The organism is Gemmatimonadaceae bacterium (assembly GCA_020851035.1).
In the GTDB taxonomy this organism is placed as follows: Bacteria; Gemmatimonadota; Gemmatimonadetes; order Gemmatimonadales; family Gemmatimonadaceae; genus JACMLX01.
In genome coordinates, this window is the sequence record JADZDM010000007.1 from 98,228 (window position 1) to 114,503 (window position 16,276).

Consider the following 16,276-nt stretch of genomic DNA (forward strand, 5'->3'; position numbering starts at 1 on the left):
TCATGATGGCCGGAAGTGACTCCGGACTCAATCCATCTGGCGCCGCATGAAGGTGGGGATTTCGAGATCGTCCTGACTGACCGGTCGCATCGGGCGCGCCGGGCCGGTCACCGAGCGGGGACCAGCGGGCGGCTGGGCCTGGACGGATCCGGCGCCTGCGGCCGGGTTCTGGCCTGGCCGCACGATGCTGCTGGGCTTCGGGACCACGAGCTGGGACGGTGTCTGCCGACCGTTCGCGGTGACGATGCCGGGCTTGAAGTCGGGCGTGGCCTGCCCGAGCGCACGGTCGAACCCGGTGGCGATCAGGGTCACGCGGATCTCGCCTTCCATGGCCGGATTGCTGGAATCGCCGCCGAAGATGATTTCCGCATCGTCGCCGACCGACTCCTGCACGAGCTCGGCAATCTGCTGCACCTCGCCGAGCTGGAGGTCGGGGCCACCGACGATGTTGATGAGCACGGACTGGGCGCCGGTGATCGAGACGCTGTCGAGGAGCGGGCTGGCGATGGCCTGCTGCGCCGCCTCCATCGCCCGGTTCTCGCCGCGGCCGATGCCGGACCCCATGAGCGCCGAGCCGCCGTTCTGCATCACGGTCCGCACGTCGGCGAAGTCGACGTTGATGGTGCTCGACGTGTTGATGATGCCGGAGATGCCGGAGGTGGCCTGCAGGAGGACCTCGTCCGCCTTCTTGAGGGCATCCTGGAACGGCATGCCGCGCCCGACCACGGCGAGCAGGCGCTCGTTCGGCACGACGATCATCGTGTCGACGTGCTTCCGCAGCTCGCTGATGCCGAGCTCTGCCTGGCGCATCCGCTTGCGCCCTTCGAACAGGAACGGCTTGGTGACGATCCCGACCGTGAGGGCGCCGGCTTCGCGGGCGAGCTCGGCAATGACGGGGGCTGCCCCGGTACCGGTCCCACCGCCCATGCCGCAGGTCACGAAGACCAGGTCGGCGCCGGCGACCGTCCGGCTGACCTCCTCGCGATTCTCTTCGATCGACTGCCGCCCGACGTCAGGTCTGGCACCAGCGCCGAGCCCGTTGGTCAGCTTCCGCCCGATCTGGATCTTGACGTCGGCCTTGGAATTGTGAAGGGCCTGGGCGTCGGTGTTGACGGAGATGAACTCGACCCCGCTGAGGTGCTCCTCGATCATCCGGTTGACGGCGTTCCCGCCGCCACCGCCAACGCCGATCACCTTGATGACGGCGTTGGAATCGTTGCGTTCCTCGAACTCGAAGATCATGGCGGACATATGGCGCTGCGCTCCGCGGAATGGCAGGAGAGTGACCGGGCGACCGGCGTGCAAACAATCATGGAAACTCGCTGGCCCGGAGACACGACGGGCGCCGCGAGCAGGATTTCAGTCGAGAGTATAGCAAATGGCTTCCTGCAACGCTATGGCGCGTACCACGGCCGTCAAGATGCCGCCACGCTGACGGCAGCCTGACCGTCGGCAGGAGCGATCGCCAGCCAACGGCATCCGGGTGAAGCACTTACCTGCCCACGCCTCGCGTGCTGCCGCAGGAAGGACGTTGCCCGGACGCACCTGGTCTCACCATCGGGAGCACCACACGGTTGCCCGGAAGCACTGGAGCCAAGTCGGCACGTTGCCGCGACACACGACCGGCACGCCGCGCCGCCGGTGCAGGTTGTCTGGATTCGCGTGCCAACTCCCGGTGAGCGTTGGACGTGCGTGATGGCGAGAAAAAAGGGCGCGTCCCATTGCTGGAACGCGCCCGTCGAACAGCCGCTGCAACTCCATGTCCTGGCGAACGCAGCGACCCCCTGCCCACCGTCCGGTCAGCCGCCCGAGTCCTCCGGGCGTTCCGGTGTCCGCCTCAGAAGAAGTCCTGGAACCACTCCTTCACCTTCCCCACGATCTGGTTCACACCCGCCGGAGTCGGCGCACCCGTCCGCTTCGCGGCAGCGGCCGGCTGCAGCATGGAGGCAATCGCGACGCGGCCCGCAGCGAACTGGGCCAGACCCACGACGCAGCTGAAGCGCGGCGAATTCACGGCTTCCTTCAGACCATCCACACCTTCCGGAAGGCCGATCCTGACCGTCTGCCCGAACAGGTCGGAAGCCAGCTCCGCGATGCCTGCGGTGACCGAGGCACCTCCGGTCACGACCACGCCGGCGTTCAGCTGCTTGGCGAACCCGGCACGCTCGAGGTCGCGCTGGACGTGATCGAAGATCTCGTCGGTGCGCTGCTGGATGATGTGCGCGAGCAGTTCGTACGGGATCTGCCGGTCACCCTGGGTCACCGTGCTGGGCAGTGTGATGAACTGCCCGGGTTGGATCATCGGTTCGTAGGCGCAGCCGTACTCTTCCTTCAGGCGGTCGGCGTCCACGGGCGAGACGCCGAGCCCATGGATGATGTCCGCGGTGACGTTCTGCCCGCCGAGGTTGATCGTCGCGACGTGGCGGATCTTTCCCTCGAGGAAGACGGCGAGGTCGGTGGTGCCGGACCCCATCTCGACGAGCACCACGCCGAGTTCCTTCTCGTCTTCGGTGAGCGCCGCGAGCGCGCTGGCGAGCGGGGCCAGCACGAGGTCGCGGGTGCGGTACCCGGCCTTCTCGACCGCCTTCCGGATGTTGTTGGCTGGCGACGCCCCGACGGTGACGAGATACATCTCGGTCTCGAGGCGCGTGCCGACCATGCCGACGGGATCCCGGACCCCGAGATTCTTGTCGACCGTGTACTCCTGCGGAATGGCGTGCAGCAGTTCCCGCTCGCGCGGGATGGACTGGGCACGGGCCACCTCGTTCGCCCGGTCGACGTCGGCACGGGTGATTTCGTCCCCGTTCACGGCCACGATGCCCTGGCTGGTCATGGTCTGCACATGCTCGCCGGCGATGCCGACATACAGTGACTCGACCTTCTGCCCTGCCATCCGTTCGGCGTCACCGAGCGCCTGCGCAATGGACCGGGTCGTCTCCTCGATGTCGGACACCACGCCACGGCGGAACCCAGCGGTTCGCGCCGTGCCCACGCCGAGCACCTTGAGCATCGGGCGCCTCGGCAGCTCGCCGATCACCTCCGCGATGAGGGCGGTGGTGTGGGCGGAGCCGATGTCGAGCGCGGCGACAAGGCGGTCAGGACTCATGGCAGTCTGGCGATGACGAGGTTGCGGAAGCGCAGGTCCAGCTCGGCTGCGCGGATCCGGCGGCGAGCGAGGTCCTGCTCGACAGGAATAATGTCTGCCAGACGGTCCAGCGTCACCTGCGGCGTCACCCGGACACGCTGGTGCGTGGTCCAGAGGTGCCATTCGGTGGTCGAGATCCGGCGGACCTCCTCGATCGCGTCGAAGAGGAGCGGGTCACGTGACCGCAGCGTGCCGAGCAGGTTGTAGAGGCGGCGATCGGCGACGGTGTCGCGCGGGCCGGCGGGTGGCAGCACGACCGGGGCATCGAAGGCGGAGACCGCCGGGTCGATCGGCAGGCGGGTGCCGGCGGAATCCACACCGCGGAAGCCGTCCCGGGTCGCGACGAGGGCAACCGGGGTGCGCTCGACGATGGCGACGACGAGCGTGCCGGGGAGGCGCCGCCGGATGTTGGCGCGGGCGACGAGGGGGATACCCTCCACCTTGGCGGCAAACCCCTTCGGGTCGTCGAAGACGCTGGCCGTCGTGTCGGCGCCCAGCGCCGCGACCACCGCGGTGGGTGAGAGGAACCGCGCGCCCTCGAGCTGAACCGTCTGGACGTGGAAGTACTCGAGATTGCTGAGGAGGCGCGGGAGCCCCCAGTAGAGCAGGCCTGCCGTCACCAGCACGGCGCCAGCCACGGCCCCACGACGGCGAAGGTCGGTGTTCGCAGGCTCGGCCGCCGGCGCAGCGGTCACGCGCGCGGCCGCCGTCATGCCGACCTCGCCGAGAGGGCCTCGAGCAGTTCCGGCCCGACCGCCGTCACGTCACCGGCACCCATCGTCAGCACGACATCCCCCGGCCGCACCAGCGCGAGCAATGCCGGCGTGGCGTCGCGGCGCGATCCCAGCCAGTCGGGCGCGTGCCCCGCACGATCCGCCGCATCGGCGATAAGCGTCGAGGTGACACCGGGAATCGGGTGCTCACGCGCCTTGTAGATGTCGGTCAGGGCGAAGCAGTCAGTGCCTGCGGCCAGCGCCTGCCCGAAGTCGTCCGCGAAGTCGCGGGTGCGAGTGTAGAGGTGCGGCTGGAACAGCGCGACGATGCGGCGACCGGGAAAGGCCGCGCGCGCCGCCTCGAGCGTTGCGCGCACCTCGGTGGGATGGTGCGCGTAGTCGTCGATGACGAGGACACCGTGCACCTCACCCTTCCGCTCGAACCGCCGCTCCACGCCCACGAACGCCTCGAGCCCGGGCTTGAGCGCGTCGAACGAGTGGCCGAGCATCAGCCCTGCACCGATGGCCGCCAGCGCGTTGCGGCGATTGTGCTGTCCCGGCACACGGAGCGTGAGCGTGCCGAGCGGGGCGCCGTCGAAGACGATGCGCATCGCGTCACCCTCGACGATGCCCACCAGCCTGGCATCGGGGGTGTCGGTGCCGTAGCGGATCAGCTCCGCCTGTGCCGGCACGGCCAGCGCGTTCGCACCGGGATCGTCGGCACACAACACGACACCATGCGCCTCCGCCAGGTACGCCTCGAACGTGGCGACGATGTCGCGGAGGTCGGTGTAGATGTCGAGGTGGTCGGCCTCGACGTTCGTGACGACGGCGATGGTGGGGTGCAGGGCGAGGAACGAGCGGTCGTACTCGTCTGCTTCGACCACCACCGTGGTGCCGCCGCCCCAGCGCAGGTTGCCACCCCAGCGGTGCACGCGGCCGCCGACGATGCCGGTGGGTGCGGCACTGGTGCCGGCGAGCGCCTCGGTCGTCATGACCGTGGTGGTCGTCTTGCCATGTGTGCCGGCGATGCCGACGATCTGCATGCCGGCGACGGCTGCACCAAGCGCCTCCGCACGCCGGATGACCGGGAGTCGCAGTGCGCCTGCCTCGACCATCTCGACGTGGTCGGCGGGAATCGCGGAGGACACCACCACGGCGCGCGCGCCGCGCACGTACGCGGCGTCGTGCCCGCGGTGCACCGTGACGCCCAGCGCCTCCAGGTCGGCGTTGCCCGCCGGGCTCATGTCGCTGCCCGTGACGGTGACACCGCGGCGCACGAACAACTCGGCCAGCGCACTCATGCCGGCGCCGGCGATGCCGACGAAATGCACCGGCCTCGGGTCCGGTTCGCGGAAGAGGCGCAGCGCGTCATCGCGCATGCGGGCACTGGTCGTGGAATCGACAGCCATGAATGGAGTTGAAGCTACTGCAGGTTCAGTGAGGCCAGGATGCGCGCGGCGATGACGTGCGCGGCGTCGACACGCGCCCGCAGGCGCGCCGCCGTGCCCATCGCCGACAGCGTGTCACCGGAGGAACATACGTCAGCCAACGCCGCGCCGAGTGCACCCTGCCCCAGCTGCGACTGCGGGACCACCTGCGCGGCGTGTGCCGCGGCGAGTGCGCGCGCATTCAGTGACTGATGGTCCGCCGCGGCGGTGGGCAACGGCACGAGCACCATGGGGATGCCCCACGCGCAGAGTTCCGCGGTGGACATGGCGCCGGCGCGGGCCACGGCGAGATCCGCGGTGTCGTACGCCTGCGCCATCGGGTTCTGGTACGCGACGACCCGCACGCGTTCACTGGCGAGGTGCGCCAACCGGGGGTGCTCGGACGGCCCCGTCACCCAGATCGCACCCCATCCGGCCGGCAGTCCGGCGGGTAGCCAGGCGGCGATGGCGTCGTTGATCGCGCGCGAGCCCTGGCTCCCGCCGAAGACCAGCAGCACCCGCGTGACCTGGTCGCCGAATCCCCAGCGGGCGCGTCCAACCGCGCGATCCGGGAGCGGCGAGGGGGGTGGCGCGATGGGGTTCCCGGTGTCGACCGTGCGACTGCGGGCGGCGGGCGGCAGGGTGGCGACGGCCTCGGGAAACCCGACGAAGGTGGCCCGCGCGGCCGGGCTGAACCAGCGGACGGTCAGGCCGGCGACGGCATTCTGCTCCTGCAGGAAGTACGGGATGCCCTTGAGCCGGGCGTAGCCCAGCAGGGCACCCGCGGCGTATCCGCCCGTGCCGAGCACTCCGACCGGGGGGTGCGCGTCGGCGAGCCGGCCGATGGTGCCAAGGGCGCTGGCCAGGCCGCGCAGCGTCTTCCAGTTCTGCCACGGCGCGCTGCGGTAGAGCGGGTGGAGGTCGAGCAGCTCGTGCGGCCAGCGGGTGGTGGGCAGCACGGTCCGCTCGATCCCGCGCTGCGCGCCGATGAAGCGGATGTCGAGGTCGGGGCGCTGGCTGGCGAGGGCGTCGGCGATGGCGAGCCCCGGGTACAGATGACCGCCGGTGCCGCCACCCGCGACATAAAAGCTGCCCACGGCACCCATCAGCGCGCGCCGATCCCGAGAATCGGGTCCGGAAGGGCGTCGCTGTAAACGCGCTCGCGCGAGCTGCCGATGTTCACGAGGATCCCCGTCATCGCCAGCGAGATGAGCAGGTTGCTGCGGCCGTAGGAGATGAACGGCAGGGTGAGGCCGGTGTTCGGGAAGAGCCCGGTGATGACCGCCAGGTGCACGAACGCCGTGATGACGGTGGTGAGTGTCAGGCCGACGGCCGTGAGCTGCAGGAACTGACTTCGGGCGTCGCGAGCGATCCGGAAGCCGAGCCAGGCGTAGCCGCCGAAGAGGGCCACCACGGTGAAGAGGCCGACGAATCCCCACTCCTCGCCGACGTTGGAGCCGATGAAGTCGGTGTACTGGAACGGCAGGAAGCCGCTCTGCTGGCGGCCCTCTCCGAACCCGACGCCGAACATGCGGCCGGCGCCGATGGCGATCATCGACTGGCGGGTCTGCAGGTTGATGTCCTGCGCACAGCCGACGGCACGCGGCTGGTCGCGCCAGTCGGCGATCCGGCACTTCACGTAGCCGTTCATCCGGCCCCACGCGAGCGGGATGACGAGCAGCCCGATGAGCAGGAAGTGGCCCACCCGCGCGCCGGCGATGAAGAGCATCGCGCCCATCAGCGCCATGTAGAACAGCGCCACCGAGACGTCCGGCTCCAGGATCGCGAGCACCGCCAGGGTGCCGTTGACCGCGAAGAACGGCAGCAGGCCCTTGCCGAGCCGCCGCAGCTGCTCCCCCTTCTTGGCCGCGAGCATGGCCGTCCACAGGATCACCGCGACCTTCGCGAACTCCGAGGGCTGCACGGCATGGCTGAACAGGAAACGCTTGGATCCGTTGACGTTGCTCGAGATGAGCAGGACGAGGAGCATCGACACCAGCGACGCGATCATGATGTGCCACGCGTACTCCCGCAGCCGCTCGGCGTCGAACTTGGCGCAGACCGCGAACGCCACGATGCCCAGGCCCGCGCCGACGAGCTGGCGGACGAGGTAGTACGACGGGGTGAGGTTCTTCTGCTGCGCGACGATCACCGTGGCGCTGTAGACCGTCGCGAGGCCGAGCACGAGGAGGATGGCGGTGATCAGCAGCAGCGCGCGTGCCTCGACGCCCATGCGCCACCGTTCCCGGACCACTTCCACCGTCACCGCAGCCGTCATGACCTGCCTCCCCTGGCGAGTTGCCGGAACGCGGCGCCGCGCTCCTCGTAGTTGCGGAACATGTCGTAGCTGGAGCACGCCGGCGACAGCAGCACCGCGTCACCGGGTGCCGTGAGCGCGCGGGCGCGCTCGATCACCTGCGCGAACGTGCCCTCCACCCGCTCGACGGGCACGAGGGCGGCCAGGTCGTGCACGATCTCCGCCGCGGACTCGCCGTAGGCCAGCACGGTGCGGCCGTGTGCGAGGAACGGCGCCGCCAGTGCCGTGTACGGCTCCCCCTTGTGGCGCCCGCCGAGCAGCAGCACGAAGGGCCGCGTCATGCCCTGCACCGCCACCAGCGTCGAGCTCACGTTCGTCGCCTTGGAGTCGTTCAGCCAGAGCCGGCCGTCGTCGGTGGGGACGGGCTCGAGGCGGTGCGGCAGGGCGTGGAAGGTCCGCAGTGCAGCGGCGATCCGCGCGCGCGCCGCGGGTGTCGCATGCGCCGGATCGGCGACGGCGACGGCCAGCGCGGCGGTGAGCGCGTTGGCCACGTTGTGGTCGCCGACGAGCGGGAACTCACTGCGGGCGAGCAGCGGCTCACCGAGCAGGTGGAGGATCCCGGTCGCCGGCTCGTACCAGGCGTCGGCCGGTGTCCCGAGGCGGAAGGTGTGCACGGTGCCCGCCAGCGCGCGGTCCGGTGCCAGGCGGCGGTGCAGCGCCATGACACCCGCGTCATCGCCATTGAGCACCCACACCGACCCGGCAGCGGCGTTGGCGAACAGGAGTGCCTTGTCCGCGTAGTACGCATCGAGCGAGGCATACCGGTCGAGATGGTCCGGGCTCAGGTTCGTGACCACGCCGACGGTGGGCCGGATGCCCGGCGTGTCGTGCAGCTGGAAGCTCGAGCACTCGAGCGCCGCCCAGCCGGGCTGTGGATCGCGCAGGGCCACGTCGGCCAGTGCGGTGCCGATGTTCCCCGCTTCCACGGCATCACGGCCCAGCGCGCGGAGCAGGTGGCCGACGAGCGCGGTGGTGGTCGTCTTGCCGTTGGTGCCGGTGATCGCGACGTAACGCAGCGCCGGCATGGCGCGGAGCGCGACCTCCATCTCTCCCACGACCGGCACCCCGCGGGCACGGGCGGCGGCCAGCGGCGCGGCGCCGGGCGGCACGCCGGGACTGGCGACGACCAGTGCCGCGCGCGCGATGCGATCGAGGTCGTGCACCCCGAGTTCCACCGTCACGCCCGACGCACGCAGCGTGTCTGCGGTGGCGTGCAGCGCGGGTGACGACCCGCCGTCGGAGGCGTAGACCGCGCGCCCGTCGCGGCGGAGCAGCAGTGACACCGCGGCACCCGAGCGACCGAGCCCGATCACGGCCACCTCCCCCCCGGTCGCCGCCATCGTCATCGCAGCTTGAGGGTGCCCAGCGCCAGGAACGCGCAGAGGATGCCGATGATCCAGAAGCGGACCACCACCTGCGTCTCCGGCCATCCCTTCATCTCGAAGTGATGGTGCAGCGGTGCCTTGAGGAAGACGCGGTGTTTCTGCGCGAACTCGAGCCCGTGCTTCTTCCGGCGGTACTTGAACACGGTGCGCTGGATGATGACCGAGAGCATCTCGGCCACGAACACCGCGCCCACGATCGCGAGCAGGAACTCGCTCTTGAGCAGGATGGCGACGGCGCCGATGGCACCGCCCAGCGCGAGCGACCCCGTGTCACCCATGAACACCTGCGCCGGGAAGGCGTTGAACCAGAGGAACCCGATCAGGGCGCCGAACATCGCGGCGCAGAAGATGGTCAGCTCGCCGGCGCCGCGCAGGTAGAAGAGCTGCAGGTAGCTGCTGGTGTCGATGCGTCCCATGGCGTAGGCATAGATCGCGAACGTCACTGCGGCGATGGCGCAGAGGCCGGCCGCCAGGCCATCGAGCCCGTCGGTGAAGTTCACGGCGTTGCTGGTCCCGGTGAGGATGAACGTGACGAACGGCACGTACAGCCAGGCGAAGCCGAGCGACAACGGGACGATGAGCACGTACTTGAAGAACGGCAGCGTGGTGGACGCGCCCGGCAGCGTGCTGATGGGGTCGAGCCAGAGGTAGAGTCCGAGCGCGACGCCGATGACCACCTGGCCGGCGAGCTTGTAGCGCTCCACGAGGCCCTCGTTCTTCACGCCCATGCGCTTCTGGCGGAGCTTGAGGTAGTCGTCGAGGAAGCCGATGGCTCCCATCCACGCCATCACCGCCAGCGCCAGCAGGACGTAGCGGTTGTTCAGCTTCGCCCAGAGCAGCGTGGGCACGATCGTGGCGGCGAGGATGATCAGCCCGCCCATGGTCGGCGTGGTGCCCTTCGCCTTGTGCGAATCCGGCGTGCCCTCGCGCACGATCTGGTGCAGTGCCATCGCCCGGAGCCGGGTGAGGATCAGCGGGCCGACGAGGAACGCCATCAGCAACGCGGTCACCGCGGCGGCGACCGCGCGGAAGCTGATGTAGTAGATCAGCCGGAACGGGTCCCAGTAGGGTTGCAGCGGCGCGAGAAGGTGGAACAGCACGTCGGGGTGGCTGGAGTGGGGTCAGGAGGCCGTGGTGGCCCAGGCGGTGATCGGCGCCACGAGGCGCTCGAGGCGCACGCCGCGTGAGCCCTTGAGCAGGATCGCGGCATCACGCGGCGTGCGACGAAGCAATGCCGACTCGAGGTCCGGCACGTCGGCGGCGGTGAGGACGCGCGGGTCACCGGGCGCGAGGCGCCGCAGCGCATCACCCAGCTCGCCCACGCCCGCGATGAGGGCCAGCGGGCGGCGCAGCGCATCGCGTGCGACGTCGTCGTGCAGCGCGGCGGCCGTTGCCCCGAGTTCGCGCATGGTGCCGAGCACCGCGACCAGCGGCCGGCCCTGTCCCACGGCCTCGAGCAGGTCGAGGGCGGCACGCATGGACGGCGGGTTGGCGTTGTACGCGTCGTTCACGAGCAACACCGACCCGACCGTCCCGACGGCGGCCCGCATCGTGGGCTGCGTCATGCGGGACAGGCCGAACTGCATCTGCTCCAGCGTGACCCCGAAGCCGCGGGCCACCGTCACCGCCAGCATCGCGTTCCGCAGGGTGTGCACGCCGCGCAGCGGGATGTGGAGGTCGCCATCCTCGAAGGTCAGCGTGCCGGTGCCATCCGGTTCGAGGCGCCAGCGCAGCGGGTGCATGTGGCCGTCGTCCAGGCCGGCCACCACCACCTGCTGGCCGGCGCCGGTGACGCCCTCGGCGACCTCGGGGTGCGCCGCGGGTGTCACCACCACCGGCACACCGGTCGTGAGCGCGAGCTCCTCACGCAGCACCCCGGCGACGTCGCCGAACCCCTCGAGATGTTCCTCGCCGATCGAGGTGATGACGGTGACGTCCGGGCTGATGATCGCGCGCAGGCGGGCAATCTCACCGGGGTTGTTGGTGCCGGCCTCGATCACGGCCAGGTCACAGTCGTCCGGGATCGTGAGCAGCGTGAGCGGCACCCCGATCTCGTTGTTCAGGTTGCCGGCGGTGGCGTGCACGTCGTAAGCACCGGCCAGCATCGCGGCCAGCATGGCCTTGGTGCTGGTCTTGCCGTTCGACCCGCCGATCGCGATCACCGGCCTGCCCCACGCATGCCGGCGGAAGGCGGCGAGGGCACCGTATGCCGCACGCGTGTCGTGCACCACGAACACCGGCACGCCAGTGCCGGCGGCACGCGCCGCATCGGAGACGACCAGCGCGCCCGCACCCGCCGCCACGGCCTCGACGAGGAAGTCGTGGGCATCGAAGCGCTCACCCACGAGGGCCACGAACAGCGTGCCGACCGTGATGGTGCGCGTGTCGGTGCTCACCGCCGTGAACTCGCGCGACCCGGCCGGCAGTGGTGCGGCGGCACAGCCGGCGAGTGCCTGTGCCACGCGATCCATGGTCCAGAAGGCGCGACCGGTGGCCGTGTAGGGCACGTCGCTCGCGAGCGACGGACGTGGCGCCGTCATCGGGCCGCCGTGAGTTCTGCCACGATCTCCGCCTCGTCGAACGGGTAGCTGGTGGTGCCGCGGATCTGGTACGTCTCGTGGCCCTTGCCGGCCAGCAGCACGAGGTCGTCCGGGCCGGCCATCGCGATCGCGCGCGCGATCGCGACGCGCCGGTCCTCCTCGCACAGCGCCCGCCCCGGCGGCATGCCGGCGACGATGTCGTCGATGATCGCCGACGGGACCTCGGTGCGCGGGTTGTCGCTGGTGACGATGCAGACATCCGCCAGCGCCGCCGCGACGCGGCCCATCTCGGGACGCTTGCCGCGGTCACGGTCACCGCCGGCCCCGAAGGCAACGATCACGCGCCCGGTGGCGAAGGGCCGCACGGACTGCAGCGCGCGCTCGAGGGCGTCGGGCGTGTGTGCGTAGTCGCGCAGCACCGCAGGGGCGGTACTCAGGCGCTCGAGTCGCCCCGGCACCTGCGGCATCGACGACAGCCGTGCCCCGACCTCCGCCAGCGGAAGTCCGAGCGCCACGGCCACCGCCGCCGCGCCGACCGCGTTCTCAACCTGGAAGTCGCCCAGCAGCGGCAGCACCACCGCCACCGCGTCGCCGGCGTGGGCGTGCAGCGTGAAGCGACTGCCCACGGGGCTGAACACGACCTCGCTGGCCCGCACGTCAGCGGCGTGCGCGCCGGTGGAAAAGGTGAGCCGCCGGTGCGCCGTTGGCGGCAGCGCCGCCCAGGCCGCGTCGTCGGCATTCACGACCAGGCAGCCATCGTCGGCAAGGAGGCCGACCAGCAGTGCCTTGGCGGACAGGTACTCCGCCATCGACCCGTGATAGTCGAGGTGGTCGCGCGTGAGGTTCGTGAAGAGCGCCGCCTGGAACGGCAGCCCCTCCAGCCGGTGCTGGTGGAGCGCGTGCGAGCTGGCTTCCATCGCCACCTGCCGCACGCCGGCGTCGACGAGTTCACGCAGCACACGCTGCAACTCGATCGGGCCGGGCGTGGTGAGTCCGCCACCTCCGGGCAGCACCCGACCCTCGGAGCCGACGAGCACCCCGAGCGTGCCGATGGAGGCGGCGTCGGCCCCCTCGCGCGAGAGCAGGTGGCGGAGCATGCTGGCCGAGGTGGTCTTGCCGTTGGTGCCGGTGACACCGACCAGCGTGAGCGCGTCTGCCGGCGCGCCGAAGTACGCCGCGGCCGCCACCGCCACCGCGCGGCGCGTGTCGGAGACGATGATGGCCGGCAACGTGGTGGCGTCGGCATCGCTGACGAGGGCTGCACTGGCGCCCAGCGCCTCGACCTGCCCGAGATAGGCGTGCCCGTCGCGGGCGTTGCCCTTCACGGCGGCGAACAGGACCCCATCGCGTGCCACGCGGCTGTCGTCGGTGATGCCGGCGAAGGTGGCCGGCAGAGGACCGCGGACGGCGACGAGCAGGCCGTGGCGGGTCAGCGCGTCGAGAATCGCGGCGGATGTTCCATGTGGCATCACGGCGCGCGATGGAGTCGCACGATGCTGCCCGCCGGCGCGCTGCTGCCCGCCGCGGGTGTGGTGCCGGCCGGACCGGCCGAGTCGACGATCACGCGGAAGCCCTTGTCATGCAGCGTGAAGAGCGCCTCGCGCATCGGGAGTTGCGCCACCGAGGGGACCGTCCGGGGCGCGGCGGCCGGGGCAGCCGACGGATTGCGGGCCGGGGCGATCGCCATCAGGAACGGCACGGCGCCCTCCGCCGACTCCGCTCGCACGCGCCGTGCCACGCGGACCGGTGCAGCCGCCGGCAGCGCCATCACACTGTCGTCGGCCAGCGAATCCGGCACCGGCGGCGTGGGAATGACCTGCGTGGCGAGCGCCCGGCGGTCGATGGCCGTGCGGGTGGAGGCGAATGCGCCCTCGATGATCGCCTTCAGGATCGGCGCGGCCACCAGGCCGCCGTAGACCTGCCCGTTCCGCGGCCGGTCGAGCTTGGCCAGGATGACCAGCTGCGGATTGTCGGCCGGAAACAAACCGACGAAGCTCGCGGTGTAGTCGCCGGAGTTGTAGCTCCCGTTGCGCAGCAGCTTGGTGGTGCCCGACTTGCCGGCGAGCGCGAACTTGGTGAGCGAGGCGCTCCGGCCGGTGCCTTCGGTGATCGTGTGCTTGAGCACCTCGCGCATCTGCCGGGCGATGTCGGGGGTGAAGACGCGCCGCACGAGTCGCGGGGTGTGCCGCCAGCGCACGGTCCCGTCGGGGCCGCGGACCTCGCGCACCAGGGTCGGCTCCATCAGCAAGCCATCGGTGGCGAGCGTGCCGTAGGCCACCGCGAGCTGCAGCGGCGTGACGGTGAGCTCGTAGCCCATCGCCAGGGACGACGGGGTGAGCGGATGCCAGCGGCCGAACGCCGGCAGTGAGCCGCGCGATTCACCCGGGTACGACAGCCCGGTCGGCGTGCCGAAGCCGAGGTTGCGGAGCAGCGAGTAGTGGTCGCGGTTCGACATGCGGTCGCGCAGCGTCACGATGCCGATGTTGCTCGATTGGGCCAGCACCTCGGTGACGCTCATGCGCGGGGCGACATGGGCGTCGGTGATGCGGCGGATGCCCTTGTAGTTGAGCGTGCCGTTGAAGGTGTTCACGACCTCGTCGGGCCGGGTGCGGCCATCGGCGATGAGCTGCGCGACCACGAACGGCTTGAGGGTGGAGCCGGGCTCGTACGGGTCCGTGACGGCGGTGAGCTTGGTGGCCACCCCGGATCGCGTGCGGCTGGCCAGCGCCCGGATCTCGCCGGTGCGCGGGTCGAGCACCACGACGTCGCCGCCATCGGCGTTGTTGGCCGCCACGGCGCTCTCGAGGGCGCGTTCGGCGATGTCCTGCAGCGTGTAGTCGATGGTGAGCGTCAGCTCGCTGCCGGCCACCGGCGCGATCATCGGCGCGTCCGGCGACTCGAGCCGGTCGCCGCGCCCGGTCTTGATCAGGTGGCGGGTGCCGGTGGTGCCCTGCAGCAGCGAGTCGAGCGAGAGTTCGAGGCCGCTGATGGCGCTGTCGCCATCCAGGCCGCCGACGACCGCGCGCACGCCGCGCGACTGGATCGCCATCAGGCGGGCCATTTCGTAGGTGGCGTACACGCCGCGCATGCCGATCATCGGGCCGGCATCGGCCACGGCGTAGCGGCCGGGCAGGTTGACCCACTTGCGCGTGGTGTCGAGCGCGCGGCGCTGGTAGGGCTTCGGGGCGTTGAGCTTGCGCAGCGTGCGGGCGAGGAGCTGGCGGTCCTCGCGGCGCACCTCGCGCGGCGCGATGTTGAACGTGACCAGCTCGCGACTCTCGACCAGCGGCATGCCGCTGGCGTCGATCATGCGGCCGCGCGGCGCCGGGAGTCGCTCGAGGCGCGTCTGCTGGCGCGTGGCCAGCGCGGCCCACTTGCCACCGTCGAGCAGCTGCACCTGTGCCGCCTTGACGACGATCGCGAGCGCGAAGAGCCCCACGCCCCACTCGACGAGGGTGAAGCGGTCGCGCAGCCCGCCCAGGCGTTCACGGAGTGACACGTGGCGCCTCGGTGAGCTGGAGGTCGATGACCTGCGTGTCGGAGGGCACGCGCATGCCGAGCGTGGACTCGACCAGCGGTGCGAGGCGGTTGCGGCTGGAGGCGGAGCGGATGTCGGCCTCCAGCTTGATGACCTCGCCGCTGAGCTGCGTGCGGGTGCGCTCGATGCCGCTCAGGTCACGCTGGAGGGTGCGGCCGTAGGACCGGCGGGCGATGACCGCCACGGTGACGACGAGGAACCCGGCCAGCGCCAGGAAGACGGTGGTGCGCCCGCGGCGGCGCGGCGGCGTTACTCGGCGCGCTGCCATATGCGGAGATGCGCGCTGCGGGCGCGGGGGTTGCGGGCAACCTCGCCGGCGTCGGCGAGGATGGCCTTGCGGGTGCGCAGCGTCCCGGCGGCGACGCCGCTGCACTGGCAGAATGGCGCGCGGGGCGGGCAGGTGCAGGCCGCACTCCAGTCACGGAATGCGTGCTTCACGAGCCGGTCCTCACCGGAGTGATAGGCCATCACCAGGAACAGTCCACCAGGAGAGAGGCGATCGCGCAGCACGGGGAGTGCGCGGGCGAGACCGGCCAGTTCGTCGTTGACCGCGATCCGGAGTGCCTGGAAGAGGCGCGCGAAATCGGAGGGTCCGGAGCGCGCGCCGAGGGTGGCGCGGATCGCGTTGACAAAATCGTCACTGAGCACGAAAGGGCGCAACATGCGACGCTCGACGACGACCCGCGCGAGGCGGTGCGCACGCGGTTCGTCGCCGTACTCGCGGAAGGCGCGCACGAGCGTCGCATCGTCGGCGGTGTTGAGCCAGTCGGCCGCCGAGGCGCCGGCGGCCTCCATGCGCATGTCGAGCGGTGCCCCCATGCGGAACGAGAATCCGCGCGCGTCATCGTCGAGCTGGCGCGACGAGACGCCGAGGTCGAGCAGGATGGCGTCGAAGGTCCGGCCGTCGAGCGCGGCGACGCTGTCCACGTCGGCGTAGTTGCAGCGGACGATCTCGAGGGTACCCGCGGCGCAGGCGTCCGCGAGGCGCGCACCGGCCACGGCGATGGCCGCGGGATCGCGGTCCAGGGCGGTGACGCGCTTCCCCGCCGCGAGCAGGGCGGCCGTGTGGCCTCCGCCGCCAAGGGTCCCGTCCAGAACCCTGACCGCCGGCGCACAGGCCTGCAGCACGGCGTCCACCAGCACCGGGGCGTGGTAGGGCGATGCGTACGTCACGGCGGTGGGTGTCTCTGGCGAGGCGATCATGCGGG

Annotated in this window: 14 protein-coding genes; 1 reads left to right on the plus strand and 13 read right to left on the minus strand. The window is 70.9% G+C overall.

All coding sequences use genetic code 11. From position 1 onward, the window contains the following. Positions 1-27: 27 nt before the first annotated feature. Complete coding sequence (gene ftsZ / locus IT355_07410; GenBank protein ID MCC7053081.1) at positions 28-1,242, minus strand: cell division protein FtsZ; 1,215 nt, start codon at positions 1,240-1,242, stop codon at positions 28-30. Positions 1,243-1,251: 9 nt separating this feature from the next. Between ftsZ and IT355_07415 the strand changes: the two genes are divergently transcribed. Further along, positions 1,252-1,446 (plus strand): hypothetical protein, encoded by a 195-nt coding sequence (locus IT355_07415; protein MCC7053082.1) that lies wholly within the window; start codon positions 1,252-1,254, stop codon positions 1,444-1,446. A 391-nt stretch (positions 1,447-1,837) separates the two neighbouring features. On the opposite strand, the gene ftsA is transcribed toward IT355_07415, so the two are convergent. From ftsA to rsmH, 12 genes are read right to left on the minus strand one after another with little or no spacing between them, the layout of a single operon-like run. Then, complete coding sequence (gene ftsA / locus IT355_07420) at positions 1,838-3,106, minus strand: cell division protein FtsA (protein MCC7053083.1); 1,269 nt, start codon at positions 3,104-3,106, stop codon at positions 1,838-1,840. Then, a complete protein-coding gene (locus IT355_07425; GenBank protein MCC7053084.1) occupies positions 3,103-3,858 on the minus strand; it encodes an FtsQ-type POTRA domain-containing protein in 756 nt (251 codons plus the stop codon). Before IT355_07425 ends, ftsA begins: the two co-directional genes overlap by 4 nt. After that, the gene (gene murC / locus IT355_07430) at positions 3,855-5,270 is read right to left on the minus strand and encodes a UDP-N-acetylmuramate--L-alanine ligase (GenBank protein MCC7053085.1); all 1,416 of its coding nucleotides are present in this window, start codon (positions 5,268-5,270) and stop codon (positions 3,855-3,857) included. The genes IT355_07425 and murC overlap by 4 nt, the downstream gene beginning before the upstream one ends. 14 nt (positions 5,271-5,284) lie before the next feature. Continuing rightward, a complete protein-coding gene (locus tag IT355_07435; protein MCC7053086.1) occupies positions 5,285-6,385 on the minus strand; it encodes a glycosyltransferase in 1,101 nt (366 codons plus the stop codon). Between the two features lie 8 nt (positions 6,386-6,393). Beyond that, positions 6,394-7,566: an FtsW/RodA/SpoVE family cell cycle protein gene (locus IT355_07440; GenBank protein MCC7053087.1), complete on the minus strand. Its 1,173-nt coding sequence runs from the start codon at positions 7,564-7,566 to the stop codon at positions 6,394-6,396. Beyond that, entirely contained in the window at positions 7,563-8,951 is a 1,389-nt protein-coding gene (gene murD / locus IT355_07445; protein MCC7053088.1) for a UDP-N-acetylmuramoyl-L-alanine--D-glutamate ligase, read from the minus strand. Before murD ends, IT355_07440 begins: the two co-directional genes overlap by 4 nt. Next, positions 8,948-10,087, minus strand: a complete 1,140-nt coding sequence (locus IT355_07450; protein ID MCC7053089.1) for a phospho-N-acetylmuramoyl-pentapeptide-transferase — start codon at positions 10,085-10,087, stop codon at positions 8,948-8,950. The genes murD and IT355_07450 overlap by 4 nt, the downstream gene beginning before the upstream one ends. Before the next feature lie 24 nt (positions 10,088-10,111). After that, positions 10,112-11,530: a UDP-N-acetylmuramoyl-tripeptide--D-alanyl-D-alanine ligase gene (locus IT355_07455; GenBank protein ID MCC7053090.1), complete on the minus strand. Its 1,419-nt coding sequence runs from the start codon at positions 11,528-11,530 to the stop codon at positions 10,112-10,114. Further along, a complete protein-coding gene (locus IT355_07460; GenBank protein ID MCC7053091.1) occupies positions 11,527-12,999 on the minus strand; it encodes a UDP-N-acetylmuramoyl-L-alanyl-D-glutamate--2,6-diaminopimelate ligase in 1,473 nt (490 codons plus the stop codon). The genes IT355_07455 and IT355_07460 overlap by 4 nt, the downstream gene beginning before the upstream one ends. After that, the gene (locus tag IT355_07465; GenBank protein ID MCC7053092.1) at positions 12,999-15,029 is read right to left on the minus strand and encodes a hypothetical protein; all 2,031 of its coding nucleotides are present in this window, start codon (positions 15,027-15,029) and stop codon (positions 12,999-13,001) included. The genes IT355_07460 and IT355_07465 overlap by 1 nt, the downstream gene beginning before the upstream one ends. Beyond that, positions 15,016-15,336 carry a hypothetical protein gene (locus IT355_07470; GenBank protein MCC7053093.1) on the minus strand — a complete coding sequence of 107 codons (321 nt, stop codon included), beginning with the start codon at positions 15,334-15,336 and terminating at the stop codon, positions 15,016-15,018. Before IT355_07470 ends, IT355_07465 begins: the two co-directional genes overlap by 14 nt. Further along, positions 15,318-16,271, minus strand: coding sequence for a 16S rRNA (cytosine(1402)-N(4))-methyltransferase RsmH (rsmH, locus tag IT355_07475; GenBank protein MCC7053094.1), 954 nt, complete (start codon positions 16,269-16,271; stop codon positions 15,318-15,320). The genes IT355_07470 and rsmH overlap by 19 nt, the downstream gene beginning before the upstream one ends. Positions 16,272-16,276 lie beyond the last annotated feature (5 nt).